19 protein-coding genes are annotated in these 23,114 nt (G+C 42.8%); 18 read left to right on the top strand and 1 reads right to left on the bottom strand.

Annotation, left to right across the window (positions count from 1 at the left end; translation table 11 throughout):
* The first annotated feature begins 127 nt into the window (after positions 1-127).
* The gene (locus tag JR334_08675; protein QRN85042.1) at positions 128-847 is read left to right on the top strand and encodes a glucose 1-dehydrogenase; all 720 of its coding nucleotides are present in this window, start codon (positions 128-130) and stop codon (positions 845-847) included.
* On the opposite strand, the gene JR334_08670 is transcribed toward JR334_08675, so the two are convergent.
* Positions 822-1,406: a 1-acyl-sn-glycerol-3-phosphate acyltransferase gene (locus JR334_08670; GenBank protein ID QRN85041.1), complete on the bottom strand. Its 585-nt coding sequence runs from the start codon at positions 1,404-1,406 to the stop codon at positions 822-824. The two genes, JR334_08675 and JR334_08670, sit on opposite strands and share 26 nt — an antisense overlap.
* Positions 1,407-1,466: 60 nt before the next feature.
* Between JR334_08670 and JR334_08665 the strand changes: the two genes are divergently transcribed.
* The 17 genes from JR334_08665 (at position 1,467) to JR334_08585 (ending at position 22,861) form a co-directional block, all read left to right on the top strand.
* Positions 1,467-2,423 carry an aminopeptidase gene (locus JR334_08665; protein ID QRN85040.1) on the top strand — a complete coding sequence of 319 codons (957 nt, stop codon included), beginning with the start codon at positions 1,467-1,469 and terminating at the stop codon, positions 2,421-2,423.
* 15 nt (positions 2,424-2,438) lie between these two features.
* Positions 2,439-3,908 carry a leucyl aminopeptidase gene (locus tag JR334_08660; GenBank protein ID QRN85039.1) on the top strand — a complete coding sequence of 490 codons (1,470 nt, stop codon included), beginning with the start codon at positions 2,439-2,441 and terminating at the stop codon, positions 3,906-3,908.
* A 69-nt stretch (positions 3,909-3,977) separates the two neighbouring features.
* Entirely contained in the window at positions 3,978-5,342 is a 1,365-nt protein-coding gene (locus JR334_08655; GenBank protein QRN85038.1) for an MATE family efflux transporter, read from the top strand.
* Between the two features lie 21 nt (positions 5,343-5,363).
* Entirely contained in the window at positions 5,364-6,629 is a 1,266-nt protein-coding gene (locus tag JR334_08650; protein ID QRN85037.1) for a DUF1576 domain-containing protein, read from the top strand.
* A gap of 1 nt (position 6,630) precedes the next feature.
* The gene (locus JR334_08645) at positions 6,631-6,981 is read left to right on the top strand and encodes a hypothetical protein (protein QRN85036.1); all 351 of its coding nucleotides are present in this window, start codon (positions 6,631-6,633) and stop codon (positions 6,979-6,981) included.
* 244 nt (positions 6,982-7,225) lie between these two features.
* Positions 7,226-8,266, top strand: a complete 1,041-nt coding sequence (locus JR334_08640) for an N-acetyl-gamma-glutamyl-phosphate reductase (GenBank protein QRN85035.1) — start codon at positions 7,226-7,228, stop codon at positions 8,264-8,266.
* A gap of 15 nt (positions 8,267-8,281) precedes the next feature.
* Positions 8,282-9,526 carry a bifunctional glutamate N-acetyltransferase/amino-acid acetyltransferase ArgJ gene (argJ, locus tag JR334_08635; protein QRN85034.1) on the top strand — a complete coding sequence of 415 codons (1,245 nt, stop codon included), beginning with the start codon at positions 8,282-8,284 and terminating at the stop codon, positions 9,524-9,526.
* 110 nt (positions 9,527-9,636) lie between these two features.
* A complete protein-coding gene (gene argB / locus JR334_08630) occupies positions 9,637-10,524 on the top strand; it encodes an acetylglutamate kinase (protein QRN85033.1) in 888 nt (295 codons plus the stop codon).
* Positions 10,525-10,533: 9 nt separating this feature from the next.
* Positions 10,534-11,724, top strand: a complete 1,191-nt coding sequence (locus JR334_08625; GenBank protein ID QRN85032.1) for an aspartate aminotransferase family protein — start codon at positions 10,534-10,536, stop codon at positions 11,722-11,724.
* 16 nt (positions 11,725-11,740) lie between these two features.
* Positions 11,741-12,691 (top strand): ornithine carbamoyltransferase, encoded by a 951-nt coding sequence (gene argF, locus JR334_08620; GenBank protein ID QRN85031.1) that lies wholly within the window; start codon positions 11,741-11,743, stop codon positions 12,689-12,691.
* An 89-nt stretch (positions 12,692-12,780) separates the two neighbouring features.
* On the top strand, positions 12,781-13,992 hold the full coding sequence (locus JR334_08615) for an argininosuccinate synthase (protein ID QRN85030.1): 1,212 nt from the start codon (positions 12,781-12,783) through the stop codon (positions 13,990-13,992).
* Positions 13,993-14,065: 73 nt separating this feature from the next.
* Positions 14,066-15,451: an argininosuccinate lyase gene (argH, locus tag JR334_08610; protein ID QRN85029.1), complete on the top strand. Its 1,386-nt coding sequence runs from the start codon at positions 14,066-14,068 to the stop codon at positions 15,449-15,451.
* 306 nt (positions 15,452-15,757) lie between these two features.
* On the top strand, positions 15,758-17,041 hold the full coding sequence (gene murA / locus JR334_08605) for a UDP-N-acetylglucosamine 1-carboxyvinyltransferase (GenBank protein QRN85028.1): 1,284 nt from the start codon (positions 15,758-15,760) through the stop codon (positions 17,039-17,041).
* 11 nt (positions 17,042-17,052) lie between these two features.
* Positions 17,053-18,081, top strand: coding sequence for a rod shape-determining protein MreB (mreB, locus tag JR334_08600; GenBank protein ID QRN85027.1), 1,029 nt, complete (start codon positions 17,053-17,055; stop codon positions 18,079-18,081).
* Between the two features lie 129 nt (positions 18,082-18,210).
* Entirely contained in the window at positions 18,211-19,176 is a 966-nt protein-coding gene (locus tag JR334_08595; protein QRN85026.1) for an LCP family protein, read from the top strand.
* Positions 19,177-19,357: 181 nt separating this feature from the next.
* A complete protein-coding gene (locus tag JR334_08590; protein ID QRN85025.1) occupies positions 19,358-20,095 on the top strand; it encodes a WecB/TagA/CpsF family glycosyltransferase in 738 nt (245 codons plus the stop codon).
* Positions 20,096-20,332: 237 nt separating this feature from the next.
* On the top strand, positions 20,333-22,861 hold the full coding sequence (locus JR334_08585; GenBank protein ID QRN85024.1) for an S-layer homology domain-containing protein: 2,529 nt from the start codon (positions 20,333-20,335) through the stop codon (positions 22,859-22,861).
* Positions 22,862-23,114 lie beyond the last annotated feature (253 nt).

The following is a 23,114-nucleotide window of genomic DNA, read 5'->3' as shown; positions in this document are numbered from 1 at the left end:
ATAAGCATTAATTTGAGGAACCAGAAATCGACGCTCGATGCTGGTTCCTTTTTTCAACAAACCTATACGATTGTTGTTTTTTTGTGTAGACTATACGTATGAAAAACGGAGTGGAGAAAGTTTGTTTATGAAAAAGAAGGTGGCATTGGTAACAGGTGGCAGTAGAGGGATTGGACGTGCCATAGTAGAGCGTTTGGCGCAAGAAGGAATGATGGTAGCCTTCACCTATCGTGATGATATTATGGCTGCTTCGGAGCTTTTAGAACAATATCCTCTTTGGGCAATGAAGACGGACGCGAATGATGAAGGGTCGCCTAGGGATACAGTGTCTGCCATCCTTGAGCGATTTGGACAGATTGATGTACTGGTTAACAATTGTGGAATTTCTGTGCAAGGACCGTTTGATGCAGTGGATTTCCAATGCTATGAGCAGTTGATACAGGTTAATTTGATGAGCGCTATGCGCTACACCTACCTCGTAATTCCACAAATGATTCAATCTAAAAGTGGAAGTATCGTTAATATATCATCTATTTGGGGAGAAAAAGGAGCATCTTGCGAGAGTGTTTATAGCGCGAGCAAGGCCGGGTTGGAAAGTTTTTCCAAATCCTTAGCCAAGGAGTTGGGGCCGAGCAGCATTCGTGTTAATGCGATTTCTCCTGGGGTTATTGATACGGATATGAATGCCGTATATGATTCAGAAGAACGCAACATATTGAAAGAGGCGATCCCCCTGGGCCGTTTCGGTAGACCAGAGGAAATCGCCAACGTGGTATGGTTTCTATGTTCGGATGAATCATCTTTTATTACAGGAGAAAATATTAGGGTCGACGGAGGGCAGGACTGAGCTCCATAAGCATTGATTCTATGGAACCCATGGTCTGACCTACTAAATCGTCAGTTTCTTTAATATTGATGGGTTTTCCAAATTGAATGCGCAGTTTCGAGAAAAAACCTCGCGAGCCAGTGATGGCCACTGGAATGACTGGACGCCCCGTTTTCTTTGCAATTAGTTCTATGCCACGCTTTGCTGGCAATAGCGGTGCGTTGGATTGGTTCCGGGTACCTTCAGGAAAGATGCCCATAGAAAGACCATCATTTAAAACTTTAATAGCGGTTCGTATGGCACTAGTTGCATTTCCTTTTCTATCTATGGGAAAAACACCAAAGGCTCCTAATATTTGTCCAAGGGGAAAAAAGAATAGTTCTTTTTTACCCATGATGGCAATCGACTTATTTCTGGCTGCCGCACCCATTACGAAAGGATCAAGCATACTAATGTGGTTGGAAGCGAAGATGACAGCCCCTTGATCAGGGATGTTTTCAAGACCACGAATTTCCATGCGACGAAAGATTTTCATATAGTAATAAAGTATATGGATTGCAATTTTATAGTGTAGTGTCATAATATCCTCCTGTGAAACTATCCATATTATAACGAAGATGAACGATTTAGACTAGAGGTGATGATCATGAATGAAGAAAAGAGCAGTAAAGTGGTTTTTATGGAATGTATGAATCTTAAGCCTGACGAGACTGTGGTCATAGTGGTAGACCAAGGTACGCGTGAAATAGGTCAGTCTTTCCATGATTATGCTAAGAATATTGCCACGGAAAGTATTTTGGTGGAAATGGATGAAAGAGAAAATAATGGACAAGAGCCACCCAAAGCCATTGCTAACCTGATGTGCACTGCGGATGTACTGATTCTTGCAACTAGTAAATCCCTGTCACATACTGTAGCCAGATTTGAGGCCAACAAGTGCGGGGCGCGCGTAGCCAGTATGCCGGGTATTACCAAGGATATGGTTGAGCGTACTTTAACGAAGTCCTATACAAAAATTCATGAATTGGGAGCGGCGTTTAAGGAAATTTTGGATTCGGGTAGTGAAGTGCAACTAGTAAGCCCTGCAGGAACTGACCTTACCTTTTCCATTCTTGGTCGAAAAGCAGCCAATGATGATGGGATGATTAGGACGGCAGGATCCTTTGGGAACCTACCCGCTGGTGAAGCGTACATAGCACCAGTAGAAGGAAGTGCGGAAGGGACTTTGGTCCTTGATGCTTCTATGTCGGGAATAGGGCTCCTTGAAAAACCATTACAAATTGAGATTAAAGACGGCTTGGCTGTACAGGCTAAGGGAGATGGGGCAAGATGGCTTGAGAATATCTTTTCTTCCTATGGTGAGGGAGCTAGAAATGTGGCCGAGCTAGGAATAGGAACCAACCCCTATGCCACCATCACAGGTGCAGTGCTCGAGGACGAAAAAGTTTTGGGCACAGTGCATATCGCGTTAGGCGATAATTCTACCTTTGGGGGCACCGTTCAAGCAGACTCTCATTTGGATGGCATCATAACGAATCCCACATTGATTATTGACGGCCTTGTTGTCATTAAAGACGGCGAGCCTGTATTTGAATAAAGAAAGAGGTGCGATATGGAATTTAGAATCTTAACAAAAGATGAAGCCAGAAGACCTGGCGAAATCCGGATCATCCCTTTGGTTCGAGATGCCTATGCAGGTATCAGTTCTGAGGAAATTGCTTTGCTGGAAAATTTGGGCAAAAAGGGAGTATTTAGCGCCAAACCACAAGAAAGTTATTTTAGCTACATCAAGGAAAATTCTGTATACCAGGCCGTTGTCTTTGTGGGTGTTAAAGAAAATGACAAAGAGTCTTTTGAAAAAGCGATTGGCCTAGGGGTGAAAGAAGCAGCACGCAATAAGGCTACTACAGCAGAAATTATTTTGCGGGGTGCATTTTGTGAAATCCCCTATCTGCGCCTGGCTACCAAAGCCTGCGTACTAGCAGACTACCGTTTTGACAAGTTCAAAAGTGAAGAAGATAAGAAGCCGTCCTTGGTAACCGTGAAAATGGTATTAGAGGCACTTCCAGAAGAAGCTGCTCAAAATGTACAAGAAGCAATGGTGATTGCGGAAGCAGTGAATTTGGCAAGAGATCTAGTGAACGAACCTGCCAATCGCCAAAGTGCAGATGACTTGGCAACGTTTGCGCATGGGCTGGGACAGGAGTATGAATCCTTGTCTGTAGAAGTATTCCATGAGAAAAAAATCGAGTCTCTAAATATGCAAGCTTTCTTAGCTGTTGCGGGAGCATCCGCTAATCCGCCACGTTTCATTGTGATGCGCTATCAAGGTAACCCGGAGTCAGATAAGATGCAACTGGGTATCGCTGGGAAGGGCATCATGTACGACACGGGTGGCTTGTCATTGAAACCTTCAGACCACATGAAGACTATGAAAACAGATATGGGTGGTGCAGCTGCCACCATAGCAATGATGGAAGCCTTGGCACGAAATCATGTCAAAGTTAATGTGGTTGCCGTCGTTGCTGCTTGTGAAAATGCCATTGGTGCAGGCAATTATCGCCCGGGAGATATCATCGACAGTATGTCCGGGAAAACCATATTTATTGCCAATACGGATGCAGAAGGACGCTTGACCTTGGCCGATGCAGTAACCTATTTAAGCCAAGTTGAGAAACCTGAGCGCATTATTGATATTGCAACCTTGACGGGTGCTGCTGAAGTGGCTTTGGGGCAAACTGTGACGGCTGTGGTATCTACAGATGATGATTTCTATGCCCTTGCTGAAACTGCATCGGAGGAAGCTGGAGAAAAAATCTGGAGATTACCGGCTTTTGAGGAATTTAAAGAGTTTAATGAATCTGAAGAAGCAGATATAAGCAACTCTGGGGGGCGCTATGCTGGCGCGATTACGGCAGGCCTGTTTGTTGGCGCGTTTGTGAATGAGGAACCGTGGATTCATTTGGATATTGCGGGACCTTCTTACACTGAAAAACCGAGTAGCATACAACAAAAAGGCGCAACAGGTAGTGGAACAGCACTTCTATATGAGATTGCTAAAAAATTGGCTGAACAAGTATAAGGACAACAGTAGGATGACAAAAGAAGGCGTATCAATGATTCGGCCGTCTTCTGACGGAGGTAGAATAACATGAGTGAATTAAGAACCGACCGATTGGGTACGGAACGTGTAGGAAAATTATTGCGGGAATTATCCATTCCCGCAATTCTAGGTATGATCATCAATGCTACCTATAATGTGGTGGATGGCATATTTATTGGTAGAGGTGTAGGCAGCGATGCCCTTGCTGGAATTACAGTTGCTTTTCCAATTAATATGATTAGTTTTGCCATTATCATAATGTTAGCAACTGGAGGCTCGGCCATGTTCTCCATCTATCTTGGAAGCCGGGATAAGGAGAATGCCAGTTACAGCATCGGAAATAGTTACACCTTGACTGGTCTGATGGTAGGCGGATTTATTTTGCTTGCGATGCTTTTCAAAGGCCAAATTCTTAAGGCTTTCGGTGGTAGCGGAGAAGTACTGGTCTATGCGGAGCAGTATATGACTTGGGTTTTACCCTTTCACATAGTACTGGCCTACCAGGTGCTTTGGGAAAACTTAACCCGTGCTGAAGGAAAAGCTCGAATTGCAATGAGTTCTATTATGATGACCAGTGTCCTCAATATTATTATGGATTATCTATTTATTATGAGATTTGGCTGGGGCGTGCCTGGAGCGGCTATTGCTACAGGTTTAGCGCAGGTTTTAGGTACCATTTATCTAGGTAACTACGTATTTAGGCATGGCCAGCATCTGGTGGTTGCTAAAAAGTATTTGAAGCTCAAGAAAAATATTGTGAAACCTATTTTGGGTATTGGCGTATCGGCTTTTGCTAGACAAACAACCTTTAGTTTGCAGGCTTTGATTCTCAACAATGTGGTTGTTTCCTATGGTGGCGATTTAGGTTTGGCTATATTAGGTGTACTTTCCCGGGCTTTTACCTTTTTGGTGTTGCCTGTATTCGGCGTAATTCAAGGAATGAGACCTATTTTGAGTTACAACTTTGGGGCTAAACAAATGAAACGAGCTCGTGAAACAGTCAAACTGTCTATTTGGTGGGCCACAGGTTTTCTTCTATTTGGTGCGCTATGTTCTCAGCTTTTTTCCCAGCAAATATTTGCTGTTTTTACAGAGGACCCAGATTTGATTCGTGAAGGAGCTAGAGCTTTACGCATGACGACAATGGTATTCCCAATCATATCTGTACAGATGGTGGGTAGCGCTTCCTTCCAGTCACTTGGTCGGCCGATACTTGCGCTAATTTTTTCAATAATTCGTCAAATTTTGCTATTTATCCCCTTGGTGTTAATATTGCCTTCATTTATCGGATTCGACGGTATCTGGTGGACATATCCTATTGCTGACGTATTGGCGATGTTGGCAACTGGTGTGGTTTTAATACATGAAATGAACAAATTAAAGGAGACTGAAAAACAAGCTGTGCATAATTAATTGAACAGAAAGGAAGTGCCGATGAGAAACAGTCGTTTGATCATGGAGAGGGACCGGATTAAGATTTTGAGATTGATGGCATTTTTGCCATTGCTTTTGATGATTGTCGGTTTAGGGCAGACCTCTGTAGGAGGACTGCTAGAAGGACTTAAAAAAATTGTTTTTACCTCGGATTTGTTATTAACAGATTATATTGTAGTAGGGGGGATTGGTGCAACCCTAGTCAACGCTGGGCTAGTATCTACTTTCAATCTATGGATTATCTCTAGACAGAACATACAAATCAATGGTTCTCTATTGGCTACCTTTTTTACTGTTATGGGCTTTTGTTTTATGGGTATCAATTTATTCAATATTTTACCTCTTTATTTGGGTGCCTATATATATACTCGCTACCAAGAGATACCCTTTAAAAATGTAATTCTTATGTCTATGTTGGGCACAGGAATTTCACCTGTAGTTAGCCAATTAGCGTTTAATTCGGGGCTCACGTTTACCCAGGGATTGTCAATTGGCATAATGGCTGGGATTTTGATTGGTTTCATCATGCCACCATTATCTGCATATCTTTTACGAGTACATGCTGGTTACAATATTTACAACATTGGTTTTACGGCAGGTTTAGTTGGAACCATATTGGTGGGTTTTATGAATGCGTATGGCATTGAAATGGTTCCTGCAAGTTTGGCTTCCAATGGATATTCTGGAGAACTGATGCTGATTTGTTTGGTTGTGTGCCTAGGACTACTCTATTTGGGGTTAAGCTATAATGACTGGAAAATTGATGGTATTAGAAATTTGACGAAACGGTCGGGACGTCTGGTTACCGATTTTACACAACTAGATGGTTATGGTCCTACTTTTATCAATATGAGTATTATGGGTGTCCTTTCAATGCTTGTGGTTTTGATTATGGATGGTACTTTCAATGGACCTGTTATGGCGGGAGTATTCACGGTAATCGGTTTTTCTGCTTTTGGAAAGCATCCTATGAACGCCTTGCCCATCATGTTGGGCGTATACTTGGCGGCGGCAACGAGCATTTGGGAGATTTCTTCCACAGCTATTGTCATATCTGCTTTGTTCGGAACTACCTTGGCTCCCATTGCAGGCAGCTATGGGATGCTAGCAGGCGTAGTCGCAGGTTTTATTCATCTTTTGGTGGTTATGAATATTGGTGCTTTACATGGGGGAATCAACTTATTTAACAATGGCTTTTCCGGAGGTTTAGTTGCAGCGGTGCTGATTCCAATATTTGATGCATTCAAGAAAGGGGAGTCTTTGTAAAATGAAACACGATATCAAAAAGGTATCAAAGATTGCCGACGAGGTACTGACTTTTTGCCTGTTGCACAAAAGTGACAAGACCTGCATGAGCGTAACTCATGAAGAGGACGGCTTTATAGTGGAAATTGAGGCGTTTAACATCGACGTTACTGACGAACAAGTGAGTCGTATTGAAGAATACTTAAACGTGCATCGGCAAGATGAAGTGGCAGAATACTATTGGCAGTTGGCAGGTGAGATTGATGATGAAAATGAGTTGTCATTGGTTGGCATGATGACAGATGACTACTCCTTGGAGTTTACCGAGCATAGTTTAAAATTGACTTTGGTACGCAAGTGCCAAAAGTGTTAACGAAAGGCATGGCTATTCGACGCGAATATAGTTGAATAACCATGTCTTTCCATTTATAGGGTAACGTTGCTTTAAAAATAAAAAGACTCGCAAGAAAGCGTAGAACTAGTGATTAAGGGCTAAGAAGTATTGAAATGGAAGGCTCTAATTGTCGAGATATAGAAATCAAAAAAAGTATAAAAAAGATATTGTATTATTATACATATGAATGTATAATTATAAATGTTCAGAATGGAGGAACAGTATGATTAAGGTAGGAATTATTGGAGCCACTGGTTATACCGGTGTTGAATTAGTTAGAATATTGAGTGCTCATCCAGAGGCAAAGATTGTGGGTATGTCATCACATAGTCATGCAGGTGAAGCGTTTCATCATATATATCCAGACAAAACCGGCATAATGGAAGACGTGCTAGAAACGGGAGACCCTAAGAAAATTTTTGATAAAGCAGATGTAGTTTTCCTTGCATTGCCACACGGCCATGCTGTCCCGGTTGCTCGTGAAGGGCTATTACAGGGGAAACCCGTTATTGATTTGGGAGCGGACTTTCGCTTTAGGGAAAAAGATGTATACGAGAAGTGGTATAAAGTAGAGCATACCGGAGAAGATATCTTGGGAAAGGCTCGCTATTGTTTGCCAGAGATTAATCGGAAAGACATACCCGGAACGAAGATCGTGGGTAACCCTGGTTGCTATCCCACTAGTGTGATCTTGGGTCTATCACCGATACTAAGACGTGGGTGGATTGATCCTAAGAGCGTCATCATTGATTCCAAGTCAGGTACCTCAGGTTCAGGGCGTAAATTGGCGCTTGGTTCACATTTCTGCGAGGTGAATGATTCAATTAAGGCTTATGGTATCGCAACGCACAGGCATACACCTGAAATTGAGGAACAGCTGAGCAAAGTAGCAGGGCAGGATGTAATGGTCAATTTCACACCACATTTGGTGACTATGACCAGAGGAATCTTGAGTACCATGGTGGCCAATTTGGCAGAAGATATCAGTCAGGAAAAATTGCAAGAAGCCTATCGTGAAAGCTATCAGTCGGAACCTTTTGTACAAGTGCTACGCGAGGGAACCTTTCCCAATACTAAATGGGTATATGGCTCTAACCAATGCCACATCCAGATTCAGAAGGATGACAGGACAGGAAGAGTAATTGTAGTTTCGGCAATAGACAACTTGGTTAAAGGTGCATCAGGACAAGCTGTCCAAAACATGAACCTATTATTTGGTTTAGAAGAGACCATGGGGCTAACGATGGCGCCCATGTTCCCCTAGAAAAGAGGGTGTAAAATGAAAGATAATGTAGAGAATATAGAATGTAATAGTATTCCTTCCGGCAGCGTAACCAGCCCGATTGGCTTTAAAGCATCTGGCGTACATTGCGGATTAAAAAAGGTAAAAACAGATATGGCCATAGTTTATTCAGATTGTCCATGTAGCCTGGCTGCGGTTTTTACCAAGAACGTTGTGGCTGCAGCACCAGTACTGTATGGCCGGGAAATGCTTACGTCAGGTAGGGCCCAAGCTGTGGTGGTGAATGCAGGCAATGCCAATGCTTGTACTGGTGAAGAAGGATATAAAAATGCCGTTAAAACGGCAGAACTGGCAGGACGCGAGCTAGGGATCGATTCCAAATTGGTGATGGTTTCGTCTACTGGGGTAATAGGCTATCAGCTTCCTATGGAAAAAATTGAAGTGGGAATCAAGAAAGCGGTTGCCGGTCTAAGCGATGAGGGCGGTAGTGATGCTGCACAAGCTATCATGACTACTGATACCATGAAAAAAGAGATTGCCCTGCAATTGACGATAGATGGAAAACAAGTAACTCTTGGTGGGATGAGCAAAGGCTCGGGTATGATTCATCCCAATATGGCAACTATGCTGGGCTTTGTGACGACAGATGCTAATATTGAAGCAGGATGTTTGCAAAAAATGTTGAAAGAAGTAGCCGATAAGACATTCAACATGATAACTGTAGACGGGGATACGTCTACCAATGATAGTTTATTCTGCCTAGCCAATGGCATGGCAGATAATCAGATTATTCGATCAGAATCAGACCCAGCGTATGCGGATTTTTATCAAGCGCTCTATCAGGTATGCCGTTATCTTGCTGTGTCCATAGCAAAGGATGGGGAAGGAGCTACCAAATTGGTGACAGTTGAGGTTAGTGGTGCTGCAACCGAGACAGATGCAAGAACGATTGCCAAAAGCATTTGTGGATCCAACTTAGTCAAAACCGCAGTCTTTGGGGAAGATGCCAACTGGGGTCGGGTGCTGTGTGCAGCTGGATATAGTGGCGTTCAGTTTGACCCATATGGTGTAGATATTTCAATGGCTTCTGTTGCTGGAGAAATTATGGTGGCGAAAAATGGAGCTGGTATCGATTTTTCTGAGCAAGAGGCATCTTCTATTTTGAAGGAGAAAGAGATAATTTTTAATGTTTCTTTGCGAGAAGGAAAGGCGCAGGCAACTGCTTGGTGTTGTGATTTTTCGTATGATTATGTTCGCATCAATGCTGACTACAGAAGTTAAGGCAAATAAACTGGAAGTGTTTTGGGAAACGCTTGAAAAAAGTGGTAGACTATCTACTTGAGTTTTTCGAGATACATACGCTGATAAGTATGAGGCGGAATGGAGAAGAAATGTATAAAGCCAAAGAAAAGGCCGCCATCTTGGTGGAAGCCTTACCCTATATTAAGAAATTCCACGGAAAGACTGTGGTTATTAAATACGGCGGTAACGCCATGATTAATAAGGAACTCAAAGATGCTGTAATGCAGGATATCGTATTGATGAAATATGTGGGGATGAATCCTGTGGTGATACATGGTGGCGGTCCTGAAATCAACACGATGCTTAAGAGGGTTAACAAAGTAAGTAAATTCATCAATGGCCTACGGGTAACAGATGAAGAAGTGATGGAAATCGTGGAAATGGTTCTTGTCGGCAAGGTAAATAAGGAAATTGTTTCAGGAATCCAACAAAACGGCGGCAGGGCCATGGGGCTTTCTGGTAAAGATGGTGGCTTGATTACGGCCAAAAAGAAAAAATATTATGAAAAAGATATGGATGGAAACCAAAGCGAAATTGATCTTGGCTTTGTAGGCGAAGTGGAATCGATTAAGGCTTCTGTCATCCGTGAGATTATTGCACAGGGCTACGTTCCGGTCATTGCGCCCATTGGCATCAGCAAAGAAAATGAGACCTACAATATTAATGCAGATTACGTAGCTGGTAAAGTTGCGGAGGCACTATCTGCAGATAAGTTTGTTCTTTTAACGGATACAGAAGGTATTTATGACGATCGTGGAGATGAAAAGAAATTTTATTCTTCACTCAATGTGAACGAAGTAGACTCTTTGATAGAAGAAGGCGTTATCAATGGCGGGATGATTCCCAAAGTGGAATGTTGTGTTGAAGCGATTGAAAATGGAGTAGGAAGAGTACATATTATTGATGGACGTATACCACATTCCATTTTGTTGGAAATCTTTACCACCTCTGGTATTGGAACCATGATCGTGAAATAGGGGGAGAAAATGAGCAACCAAAGTATTAAACAAATGGGTGAACAATATGTGATGAATACCTACGGCCGATTTCCTGCAGCAATGGTACGGGGCCAGGGTTCTAAGTTGTATGATGCTGATGGAAAAGAGTATATAGATTTTTTAGGGGGGATCGCTGTAACCCTGTTGGGACATGCCAACCCGGTACTTACGAAAGCCATAACAAAACAGGCCGAGACGCTGCTACACTGCTCAAACTATTATTGGATAGAACCGCAAAATCAGTTGGCTGCTCTTCTATGTCAGAATAGTTGTCTGGACAAAGTGTTTTTTTGTAATTCTGGAGCCGAGGCCAATGAAGGTGCCATCAAGCTGGCTCGTAAGTATTCAGCTCAAAAATATGGCGAAGGACGGCATAAGATTCTTACAATGGAAAAATCGTTTCATGGTCGGACCATAGCGACACTTACTGCTACCGGTCAAGACCATTTTCATAAAGATTTTCTACCCTTGATTGAAGGATTCGACTACGTTCCCTTAAATGATGTAGCTGCATTTAAAAAGAAGGTGGATGATAGCGTATGTGCCGTCATTTTTGAACCGATTCAAGGAGAAGGCGGTGTATTTCCGCTAGATAAGCAGGTGGCTTGTGAAATAGCCGATTACTGTAAGAAAAAGGATATTTTACTTATTGCTGACGAGGTGCAAACAGGGCTTGGAAGAACAGGCAGCTTGTTTGGCCACCAGAATCTGGGTATTGAAGTAGATATTATGACCTTGGCCAAAGCGTTAGGTGGTGGAGTTCCCATTGGGGCTTTTCTAGCAAAGGATGAGGTAGCGAAGTCCATGTCTCCTGGAGATCATGGATCGACATTCGGAGGAAACCCACTAGCTAGTGCAGCTGGACTGGCGGTCATGCAAACCATCCTAGAAGACGGATTTATGGAACAGATGAATGCAACAGCAGACTATTTTAGAGACCAATTGAACAAGCTGGTGGATGAATATTCCTTTATTAAGGGTGTGCGTGGAAAAGGATTGATGCTGGCGATTGAACTGGGACAGGATGCCAAACCTGTCATGCAGGCTTGCTTTCAGGAAGGCTTGCTATTGGCAACGGCAGGCACGACAGCACTACGGTTTTTGCCGGCACTGAATATAACGAAGCAAGAGATTGACGAGGGTATGCAGAAACTAGCTGATGTGCTCTCCCGAATATAAGAGTAGGAGGAAGATAATGAGTATAACTGATTTTGCAAGTGCCTTGAATGGCCGTGACTTTCTAGCGCTATATGACTACACTCCAGAGGAACTAGGGTATCTGCTGGATTTAGGTGACTGGCTAAAGAAGATGCATAAAGAAGGAAAACCCCATAAGCTATTAGAAGGAAAAACCCTAGGAATGATTTTTCAGAAAAGTTCAACACGTACTCGTGTTTCTTTTGAAGCCGGTATGGTGCAACTGGGTGGATACCCGATGTTTTTATCGGCCAATGATTTACAGATGGGCCGTGGAGAACCGATTAAAGATACGGCACGTGTGCTTTCTAGATTTATCGATGGCATTATGATTCGTACCTACAAACATTCTGATGTGGAAGAGTTGGCCCAGTTCGCTGATATACCAGTAATCAATGGTCTAACGGACAGCCTGCACCCTTGCCAAGTAATGGCAGATCTAATGACCATTCGCGAGCATAAGGGTATGAATTTGAAGGGTGTGAAGATGACCTATATCGGCGATGGCAATAATATGGCCCATTCCTTGATGGTAGGTGGAGCTAAGATGGGCATGGATGTAGTTATAGCCTCCCCATCTGGTTATAGCCCGGAAGAAACTTTTGTAAACCAGGCTAAGGAAGTGGCCGAAAAAACCGGAGGTAGTGTTTTGATTACCCCGGATATTGAACTGGCATCCAAAGATGCGGATGTAATGTATGCAGACGTATGGGCTTCCATGGGACAAGAGGAAGAAGCAAAAGAGCGAATGGCGGCACTTTCTAGTTACCAAATCAATGATGAATTATTGAAAAAGGCAGCTAAAGATGTTATCGTGATGCATTGCTTGCCTGCTCACCGTGGCGAAGAAGTGACTGATTCAGTTCTAGAGGGTCCTCATTCGGTGATTTTTGATGAAGCAGAAAATCGCATGCATGCTCAGAAAGCAGTTCTAGCAGCGCTAATGTAGAAAACTCTTGCCATCTGCTAAGAAGTCTGTAGACTATAGGTAGCGGAAGCAAGTTGAGAAATATTCAAAGAAAAAAGAAGGAGAAAGTAATGAAAAAAGTTGTACTTGCCTATTCTGGTGGATTGGATACATCCATCATTATCTCTTGGCTCAAAGAAAACTATGGTTATGAAGTGATTGCCGTTGCTGGTGATGTAGGACAGGGAAAAGAGCTGTCAGGATTGAAAGAAAAAGCCATCGCAACGGGAGCAAGCAAAATTTATATTGAAGATTTGCGTGAAGAATATGTTGAAGACTTTATCTGGCCCACGCTACGAGCTGGAGCAGTATATGAGCATAAATACCTTTTGGGCACGGCTACTGCTAGACCCGTCATCGCAAAACGTTTGGTGGAGATTGCTGAGCAAGAAGGCGCTGAGGCGATTTGCCATGGCTGCACCGGAAAAGGCAATGACCAAGTGCGTTTTGAGTTGACTATCAAGGCTCTTAACCCAGACCTAAAGATTATTGCGCCATGGCGTATTTGGGATATTAAGTCTAGAGATGAAGCCATCGAGTATGCTAAGGAAAGAAATATTCCTGTTCCAGTAACCAAGGAAAACAATTACTCTATGGATAGAAATATCTGGCATTTATCTCACGAAGGAATGGATTTGGAAGATCCTTGGAATGAACCGAAGGATGACCTATACCATATCTGTACTACCCCAGAGAAAGCACCAGACAAACCTACCTACATTACCATCGATTTTGAAAAGGGTAATCCGGTTGCTATTGATGGTGAGAAGATGTCAGGTTTGGACCTACTTACTAAGCTAAATGAGCTGGGTGCTGCCAATGGTGTTGGCATAGACGATATCGTAGAAAATCGTTTGGTGGGCATGAAATCTCGTGGCGTTTATGAGAATCCAGGTGGCCGCATTCTTTATACAGCACACCAAGAGTTAGAATACATTTGCTTAGACCGTGACACGATGCACTACAAGGAATTGGTGTCTGCGCGCTATGCGGAGTTGGTTTACTTTGGAAAATGGTATTCTAATTTAAGAATAGCATTGCAATCTTTTGTAGATGAGACACAAAAACGTGTAACGGGAACGGTTCGCATCAAGCTTTACAAGGGCAACTGCACCGTAGCAGGAACCAAGTCACCGTTTTCTCTCTACAGTGAAGAGCTTGCTACCTTCAATGAAGATGAGGTATACAATCAGAAGGATTCTGAAGGGTTTATCAACCTCTTCGGTCTGCCTCTTAAGGTACAAGCTATTCTAGATAAGAAAAACAAGGAATTCCAAAAGTAGTAGAATAGTATAATTGAGAATATGAGTATAACAAAAAGCCCCTTAGGGGCTTTTTGTGCCAAGGAGGTATGATATGTCTAAACTATGGGGAGGCCGTTTTCAGAAGGAGACGGACCGGTTGGTGGAAGATTTCCATTCTTCTATTTCCTTTGATGCAAGACTTTACGCCCAGGACATTCGGGGATCCATCGCGCATGCACATATGCTAGGTGAAACGGGAGTGATTGAACAAGAAGAGGCAAAAGTGCTGGTTGCCGGTTTGAAAGAGCTGATGCATGAGATTGAGGAAGGCAAGATAGAATTTGAGATTGGGGCAGAGGATATTCACATGAATGTGGAGACTTTGCTGACAGAGAAGGTTGGTAATGTAGGCAAGAAGCTGCATACTGGCCGTAGCCGGAACGATCAAGTGGCCTTGGATGGTAAGTTGTTCATTAAAGAGGAGCTTAAGAGTATTTTGCACCTTCTGTTAGATTTGGAGAAAACCATCCTGAATATTGCAGAAGAAAATTTGGAAACCGTCATGCCTGGATACACCCATCTGCAGAAGGCTCAGCCGATTACCCTGGCCCATCATCTGATGGCATATTTTGAGATGTTTAGACGCGACTATGGACGTTTTTCTGACACCTTGAAGCGGGCCGATGTGATGCCACTCGGTTCGGGTGCTCTGGCAGGTACAACTTTTCCGCTAAACCGAGATATGGTACGGGAAGAGCTAGATTTTGCAGAAATCACCCTAAACTCGTTGGATGGAGTATCAGATCGGGACTATCTGCTTGAGTTTGAATCTGCATCCAGTATTTTGATGATGCATTTCTCTAGACTTTGTGAGGAAATCATTCTATGGGCTAGCGATGAGTTTTCCTTTGTCGTGCTAGACGATGCCTACTCTACCGGATCATCCATTATGCCTCAAAAAAAGAATCCGGATGTGGCGGAGTTAATTCGAGGTAAAACGGGTAGAGTGTATGGTAACTTGATGGGTTCTCTCTCCATGCTAAAATCACTACCGTTAGCCTACAACAAGGATATGCAAGAAGATAAGGAAGCACTTTTTGACACTGTGGATACAGTCAAAAAATCTCTTTTAACGCTTACACCGATGTTGGGGACCATGAAAGTTAAGAAGGACAATATGGCTCAAGGAGCCAAAGGCGGTTTCACCAATGCTACGGATGTAGCCGATTACCTTGCTAAAAAGAATGTACCGTTCCGTGAGGCGCATGGCATTGTGGGTCAGTTGGTTTACAAATGCATTGAGGAAGGTAGAGTCTTAGAAGACTTGAGTATCGAAGAATACCGTAATTATTCACCTGCCTTTGAGGAAGATATCTATGAAGTGATAGACATCTATGAGTGCGTAGAGAAACGAGTGCTTACTGGAGGCCCAGCGCCTACGACTGTAGCAAATCATATAGATATTGGACGCACTTGGCTGAATAAAAAAAGAGCATAGAGAAAAGGATTGTGGCCGATGCCGAAAGGCACCGGCCTTTTTGTGGCTTGACTGGTATTGTGCTAATATCTGGTAAAGAATAGGTTATTTTGTTACAGATACGAATGTGTGGATTAAATATTTGTCAAGTTAATAAAATCGTGGTAACATAGCTTGCATATTAAGGCTAGAAAAGTAGGGCTTTATAGGATTTTAACGTAGATGATAAAGCGTTTTTGTTATATACTAATTAAGTATTAGTTTTATCTAGATATTCACCGGTATAGCCGGCTAGCATATAGTTTTAGGAAGAGTGTGGAGGGTGCTTTGGAGAGAATTATAATTCAAGGTGGAAAAAGACTCAACGGTAAGATCAGTATCGAGGGAGCAAAGAATGCTGTGCTTCCAATTATAGCAGCAACCATATTGGCAAAAGGTAGTTCGCAGATTCACGAAGTGCCTTATTTGGCGGACGTGAATACAATATGTAGCATGCTGACATCGATTGGTGCTGTGGTTGAGAGACGAAATAAACAGTTGAATATTAATACCAATTTGGTAAATACTACGGAAGCGACTAGTGAGAACGCAGGCGAAATGAGGGCCAGTTTTCTCTTGATGGGGCCGCTTCTTGCGCGTTATGGTAAAGCCAAAATGCTACTTCCAGGTGGTTGTGCCATTGGTTCTAGACCAGTTGACCTTCATTTGAAGGGATTTGCGGCTTTGGGTGCAGAAATCGTGATGGAACACGGTTCTATTTCGGCTTATGCAGATAAGCTAGTGGGTGCAAGAATCTATCTTGACTTCCCTAGTGTTGGAGCTACAGAAAACCTAATGATGGCGGGTGCTTTGGCCCAAGGACAAACTATTCTTGAGAACGTGGCGGAAGAACCGGAGATTGTTGATCTGGCCAACTTCCTGAACAACATGGGAGCTAGGGTATCTGGTGCTGGCACCAACATTATTAAGATTACAGGTGTATCCGAATTGAAGGGTTGTAACCATGTTGTCATCCCAGACAGAATAGAAGCTGGAACCTACATGGCAGCGGCTGCAGCGGCTGGTGGCGAAGTGCTGATTGAAAACGTCATTATTGACCACCTCAAGCCAGTAGTAGCCAAACTACGTGAAGCCGGTGTAATCGTTGAAGAAGAGGCAGATGGCGTAAGGATTAAATCGGATGGTCTTTTGAAGGCTGTGGATATTAAGACGATGCCTTATCCGGGTTTTCCAACGGATATGCAGGCGCAAATGATGGCTCTTCTAATGAGAGCAGAGGGCACCAGTGTTATTTCTGAGACGGTGTTTGAGAATCGCTTTATGCACGTAGACGAACTGAAAAAGATGGGAGCCAATATTACGACTGAAGGCCATACGGCTGTGGTTCAACCGGCAGAGAGAATTACCGGCGCAGTAGTGAAGGCTACAGATTTACGAGCTGGTGCGGCTTTAGTTATTGCAGGGTTGATGGCCGAAGGTGTTACAGAAATCAAGGAAATCAAGCATATAAAAAGAGGTTATGACGGCCTTGTTGAAAAACTTAGCAGCGTGGGAGCGGATATCCGTATTGTAGAAAAGGACGATGAGTCCGGTGCGGAACGCATTGCCTAGGGGGGTAAAACATGCTCTTTAATTTTGGACAAAACATTGGAATCGACTTGGGAACGGCAACGGTGCTAGTATATATCAAAGACAAAGGTATTGTCTTGCAAGAACCATCGGTAGTAGCGTTAGACAAAAGAACCAATGAAATTGTGGCAATCGGTAAAGAGGCTAGAAGAATGTTAGGCCGTACACCGGAGAATATCGTGACCATACGTCCGCTTCGTGAAGGTGTGATTGCAGACTTTGATATGACGGAGCGTATGCTTCGCCATTTTCTACAAAAGGCTTGTGGGCGTAGACGTTTTTTTAAGCATAAAGTGATGGTCTGTATTCCATCTGGAGTGACTGGTGTAGAAGAACGTGCAGTCAAGGATGCAGCCTTACAGGCTGGTGCTAGGGAAGCCTATCTAATAGAAGAACCGTTAGCTGCGGCCATTGGAGCTGGTATTGATATTACCAAACCGGAAGGCAATATGGTGGTAGACATCGGTGGTGGAACCACAGATATTGCGGTGCTTTCCATGGGTGGAACCGTTTATTCTACCTCCTTGCGAATAGGAGGAGATCGCTTTGATGAGGCGATTGTTCGTTATACGCGAAGAGAGCATAATCTTTTAATTGGTGAAAGTACGGCAGAAGCCTTGAAGATTGCAGTAGGCTCAGCCTACATGCCTAGCGATGAGGAAGTTACCGTAGCAGAAGTACGTGGCCGGGACTTGGTGACGGGATTACCCAAGATTATTGAAGTGGATTCTCAAATGATATATAGGGCGCTGGAGGATTCAGTGCAATCTATCATTACAGCAGTCAAAGAGGTCTTTGAAAAAACACCACCGGAATTGGTGGCAGATATTCTAGATAAGAGTATTATTATGACTGGTGGAGGCTCATTGTTGAGGGGCTTAGACGTACGTTTAACCCAAGAAATGAATGTTCCGTTTTTCGTAGCGGAAGATACCATAAGTTGTGTAGCCATCGGAACGGGTAAAGCACTTGATATGGTAGATACTTTCGGAGCAGATGCCAAAGCAAGAAGAGTATATTAGAAGAAAAATAGTTTAATTGCATTATATAAAAAAATATTATTTGCAGGAGATGGGAACTATTCCCATCTCCTGTCGTCGAAATGGGGAAGTGCTTGCACTGGTACCATCAGTATCCCTGAAAGGATTATTATGAAAAGAAGTAAAGGAAAAAGAGTATATGGCATTGCCGCCATGATTGTGGCGGTGACTATTTTAATTGTAGGGATTTCAGGCTACCAAATAGCCAAGGAAATTGGATTGATCGGACGCAATGAGCCGGGCGTTGAAGAACCTGGTGAAGAACCAGGGGTTTCCCCGGATCAACCAGATTATCTGTTTAAGGATAATAAGCTTACCTTGTTGGTGCTAGGTGTGGATTATCGGGCGGCAGCGCCTGGGTCTAGATCGGATACGATGATGTTGGCTTTTCTTGATATGAATGAGCCTTCAGTGAAATTGCTTTCCATTCCCCGAGACACACGAGTAAACATACCTGGTTACGGATATGAAAAGTTTACCCATTCCCACGCTTACGGAGGCGCGGATCTGGTGATGGAGACCATTAATGGTTTTTTGGGAACAGACGTGGAGTATTATGTCGAAGTGGACTTTGAAGGATTTAAAGATGTGGTGGATGCCCTAGGTGGTATTGAATTGGAAGTTCCATCACGTATGTATTACCCAGGTGAGGGAATTGACCTATATCCAGGTGTACAAACTTTAGATGGAGATAAGGCTCTGCAGTTTGTGCGTTACCGCTCCGATGGGGGAGACCTTGTACGGATTGCTAGACAGCAACAGTTTCTAAAGGAATTGGCCAAAAAAGCCCTGAACACCAAGAACCTGTGGACGGCGACCAAGTTAGTTGGTGCGGCCAATGACATGACGGTGACTGACCTTAGTGCAACCCAGCTTCTCTACATTGCAACCTCGATGATGGATTTGGATGTGGATAGCATAGAGGTGGCAACCATTCCTGGAGAATCTAAGAAAATCGATGGGCTCTGGTACATCATAGCAGATGAAGAAAAAGCACTTGATTTGGTGGAGAATTTCCAGGGTACGGATGTTCAAGATGAAGATCCTGAGGAAGTGGATGAAACGATTGCTGAGTAACGAGACGATGGAAGTGTAAAGCTGCGAGTAATCGCGGCTTTTTTACCAAAATAACGATTTAGGAATATCAAAATGTACAAAAGAGCAGTTTGGCTAGTTCATTCCATCTAAATTAGAGGATTTAATACTCATATATAGAAGCAATGCTAGAGTTGGTGAAGTAAGGGGAGACAAACGAAATATGAGCAAGATCGAAATATTGGGGGTAGGCATCGACAATCTTTCAATGGATGAGACCGTGTCTCGCATAGGACAAGCGATTGCTAGTAAGGAACGTATGCAAGTAAATACCCTAAATGCAGAAATATTATACCAGGCCTTGCATGATTCGAGGTTAATGGAGACCATCAATGGTTGTGATTTGGTGACCCCGGATGGCACCGGGATAGTATGGGCTTCTGAACAATTGGGCACACCTTGCAAGGAGCGGGTAACTGGTATTGACCTTTTAAATAATCTGTTAAAGCAGTCTCCTAAAAAAGGGTATAAGATTTATTTCTATGGTTCTAAACCTGAAATTCTTGAAAGGGCGATTAAAAATATTCGCGAAACGTATCCAGGGATCAATATTGTGGGCTCAACGCATGGTTATATCAAAGAGGACGAACAAGGAAAACTACTACAAGATATTCAAAAGAAAGAACCGGATCTCCTGTTTGTCGCTCTTGGTGCTCCTAGGCAGGAATACTGGATTGAGTCTTCTCTAAAAGAGCTGCCTTCGCTGGTGGCTGTGGGAGTGGGTGGTTCTTTAGATGTGATTTCTGGGGAATTAAAAAGAGCACCTGAATTTTTTCAAAAGCTTAGGTTGGAGTGGCTATATAGAGCCTTGATTCAACCGTCTAGATTTAAACGGCTTATGGTTTTGCCGCGATTCATGTTGGCGGTGAAGAGACAAAAAAGGGCTATCAAGAAATCCTGATGTCAAGGAAAACGGAATAATTGGTAGAAAATTGAATTATTTTAAAAAATCTTCAACTTTTTTGCAAGAAAACAGAAGAGATACACGTAGTTCACTATGAAGATTATCGAAAGGAGTTATTCAAACAATCTATTTCGCTAAATATATTGTTTTGAATGGCCTTTTTAGATATAATATCAAATGGAATAGTTCTGCCATTCGGCAGGCTAAAAAAAATCCAAGGAGGAAACAAATCAAATGAAAAAATCTAACAAGATTCTTTCCGTTGTTATTGCTCTGATCTTTTTGTTCGCAGCAGTAACTCCCGCTTTTGCACTTTCTGATAAAGCTGATGATGCAGCTAACAGATTGTTGGGATTGGGAATTATCGATGGTTACGAAGATGGTAGCCTCGGTACAGACCAAACCATTACAAGAGCAGAAATGTGTGTAATTTTAGCTGAGCTTTCAGGCATGGGTAGTGCAGCAGACATCCTAATGGATGTACCTTCTACTTTCCCAGATGTTAAAACTAGCGTATGGTACACTGGTTACATCAACCTAGCTCAAACTCAAAACTGGATCTCTGGTTATCCTGATGGAACATTCAAACCGAATGCTCAAGTAACTTACGGCGAAGCAATCACAATGATTCTTAACGTATTAGGTTATGGTAAAGGCGAACTTCCAGGCGCATGGCCTTTGAACTACATCGTTAAAGCTTCTGCTCTTGACATTACGGACGATGTAACCTTCACTAGCAAAGCACCTGCATTGAGAGGCGACATTTTCGTATTCGCTAGTGCCGCTTTGGATTTGAACACAGTATCATGGAACTCTGATGATAGTGAATTCAATGAAGATGATGATACTCTTCTTGATGGACTTGGCTTTGAAGTAATTGAAGATGTAATTATCGACGATGCTTTCGTAGCTCTTGGTAGCAACCTTGACATTGAAGACAGAGAAATCTCTACTAACGACAGCGATATTGACACTGTAGCTGTAGGCTTCAATGTAAGAGATTACATTGGTGTAATGTGTGACTTCTATGTAGACGATGACACCATCGTAGCTGTTGATGATATGGCAGATGTAGAAATGTTGGATATTGACTCATTTGATGATATCGATGAATTGGTATTTGATGATGACAATGATGAATACGACGCAGAAGGCGCTGTACTGATCATAAATGATGTAATTGTTGATAATGATCTTGATTCCGTTCCTTCAATGTTAGCTGATGGCTATGACAATGTTAGAATCGCATTTGGCGATGATGACAATGTTACTCTTATCGACGTTGTTGATTATGACGCTATGGCAAGCATGTTGATTGACGAAGTTGACTTCGATGATGAATTTGCTGAACTGATGGAAAAAGATGGCGCAGATGATGGCTCCTTACTCGTTAATACTGACGATGACAGAGTAATCGTTTACGGTGTTGACTCATTGGAAGACATTGAAGAGTGGGACGTTGCTTACTGGAACGAAGTTGACAACAACAGTGATAGCGACATCGACCAAGACATCGCAATCTATGTTGTAAGAGACATGGTTGAAGGTGAAATGACTCGCTTTAGTTCTGACGATGTAAGAGTTAACGGAACTACCTATGACTTAGGTGCTTATGTTTGGTTCTACTCAGAAGACAACGGTGCTGAATTCAGTGATGGTACTTCTGAAGACGTTCTTACCCTGTTTGAAGACTTCTCAGATGAAGATGTAGCTCTTATGCTTGATGGATATGGTGATGTATATGCTATTTCCGGAGACATTGATGGCTCAAGTACTGCTTCTGACGTTGGTGTAGCAACTGGCGAAATCGAAGCTGCATTTGGCGGATTTGAAGATGAGTACAGAATCGAGTTATTCCTTGCAACTGGCGAAACCGCTACTTACTACTTCGAAGATGACGAAGTTGATGTTGATGGCGCTGAGGTTGCAGATGCATACACTAATGTAGACATTATAAAAGGTGACATCGTAGAATTCTCATTGAATGATGATGGTGAAATCGATAGCGTTGATTTGTTCTCTCAAGGATCTATTGAAGCTAGTGATATTGATGATGACTACTCAAGAATCGATGGAGACAAAGTAGTTTCAGGAACCTTGTTCTTTGACATTTCAGAGTCAGATTCAGATGATTGGATGATGACTGACTGGAGCGATGTAAAAGACGCTGACTTCAATTCTGGAACGATTGGTTACACTGTTGTAGATGATGGCGACATTGACTACGTAGTACTTACTGACGCTGTAACTGTATCTGACGGTATCTATGCTGGATTCCTTGATTCTTGGAAATCTGGTAGCGACTACTACGTTGAGTTGATTACTGAAAGCGGCGTTGCTTCCTATGTATACAACGAAGATGAGTTGGTAAGCTCTAGCCTAGAAAATGCCATTTTCGAATATGACATGTCTGGTGATGATGTTGATAGCTTGACCATTGTTACTGAGTATATTTATGGTCAATTGCCTTCAGGCGCTGTAAACTCTGATAATACGCTTGATATCGGCGAGTGGGATGCACGTAACATTGACAACGTAAACTTCGACTTCCTATTGGATGATGGAGATATCGACGCCTTGATCATTGACTTGACTGACGGCGGCGAAGTTATCAGTGCTGATGACTTGAACACTTCAGACTACGTTATCGTAGTTCTTGATAGTAACGACAAAGTTGTAGTATTGGCTGTTGTTGATCAAGATATCTTAGATGATTTGATGGATGTTTCAGGTTTAGATTTCTACGCTCCTATTGAGTGGTAGAAAATAATAGAGGGAAAAGCCTAGATTATTGGCTCCTTTAGAAAAGGTGAAGCCCAGGGAACGTTAATTCGTTCCTTGGGCTTTCTTTTATTTGGCGATTTAATTGGTACCACTATATCTGGATCTGTTCACAAAATCGAATGTGTGTCCTAGGATGTGGATGGATGCATGAAGGTTGTGAACCTAAAAGGTAAATCTTGATTAAAAGGAGAGGATATTTTAGTAGACAATGTATTGTTTAATATGGTATTTT

It is taken from the genome of Clostridia bacterium (genome assembly GCA_016887505.1).
In the GTDB taxonomy this organism is placed as follows: domain Bacteria; phylum Bacillota; class TC1; order TC1; family UBA5767; genus UBA5767.
The sequence above is the reverse complement of the archived record's forward strand: the minus strand, read 5'-3'. Positions and strand labels throughout refer to the sequence as shown.

Excerpts from the sequence above, each read along its gene's own strand:
- JR334_08675 (QRN85042.1), top strand. The coding sequence starts at position 128 with ATGAAAAAGAAGGTGGCATTGGTAACAGGTGGCAGTAGAGGGATTGGA.
- JR334_08670 (QRN85041.1), bottom strand. The coding sequence starts at position 1,406 with ATGACACTACACTATAAAATTGCAATCCATATACTTTATTACTATATG.
- JR334_08665 (QRN85040.1), top strand. The coding sequence starts at position 1,467 with ATGATCATGAATGAAGAAAAGAGCAGTAAAGTGGTTTTTATGGAATGT.
- JR334_08660 (QRN85039.1), top strand. The coding sequence starts at position 2,439 with ATGGAATTTAGAATCTTAACAAAAGATGAAGCCAGAAGACCTGGCGAA.
- JR334_08655 (QRN85038.1), top strand. The coding sequence starts at position 3,978 with ATGAGTGAATTAAGAACCGACCGATTGGGTACGGAACGTGTAGGAAAA.
- JR334_08650 (QRN85037.1), top strand. The coding sequence starts at position 5,364 with ATGAGAAACAGTCGTTTGATCATGGAGAGGGACCGGATTAAGATTTTG.
- JR334_08645 (QRN85036.1), top strand. The coding sequence starts at position 6,631 with ATGAAACACGATATCAAAAAGGTATCAAAGATTGCCGACGAGGTACTG.
- JR334_08640 (QRN85035.1), top strand. The coding sequence starts at position 7,226 with ATGATTAAGGTAGGAATTATTGGAGCCACTGGTTATACCGGTGTTGAA.
- argJ (QRN85034.1), top strand. The coding sequence starts at position 8,282 with ATGAAAGATAATGTAGAGAATATAGAATGTAATAGTATTCCTTCCGGC.
- argB (QRN85033.1), top strand. The coding sequence starts at position 9,637 with ATGTATAAAGCCAAAGAAAAGGCCGCCATCTTGGTGGAAGCCTTACCC.
- JR334_08625 (QRN85032.1), top strand. The coding sequence starts at position 10,534 with ATGAGCAACCAAAGTATTAAACAAATGGGTGAACAATATGTGATGAAT.
- argF (QRN85031.1), top strand. The coding sequence starts at position 11,741 with ATGAGTATAACTGATTTTGCAAGTGCCTTGAATGGCCGTGACTTTCTA.
- JR334_08615 (QRN85030.1), top strand. The coding sequence starts at position 12,781 with ATGAAAAAAGTTGTACTTGCCTATTCTGGTGGATTGGATACATCCATC.
- argH (QRN85029.1), top strand. The coding sequence starts at position 14,066 with ATGTCTAAACTATGGGGAGGCCGTTTTCAGAAGGAGACGGACCGGTTG.
- mreB (QRN85027.1), top strand. The coding sequence starts at position 17,053 with ATGCTCTTTAATTTTGGACAAAACATTGGAATCGACTTGGGAACGGCA.
- JR334_08595 (QRN85026.1), top strand. The coding sequence starts at position 18,211 with ATGAAAAGAAGTAAAGGAAAAAGAGTATATGGCATTGCCGCCATGATT.
- JR334_08590 (QRN85025.1), top strand. The coding sequence starts at position 19,358 with ATGAGCAAGATCGAAATATTGGGGGTAGGCATCGACAATCTTTCAATG.
- JR334_08585 (QRN85024.1), top strand. The coding sequence starts at position 20,333 with ATGAAAAAATCTAACAAGATTCTTTCCGTTGTTATTGCTCTGATCTTT.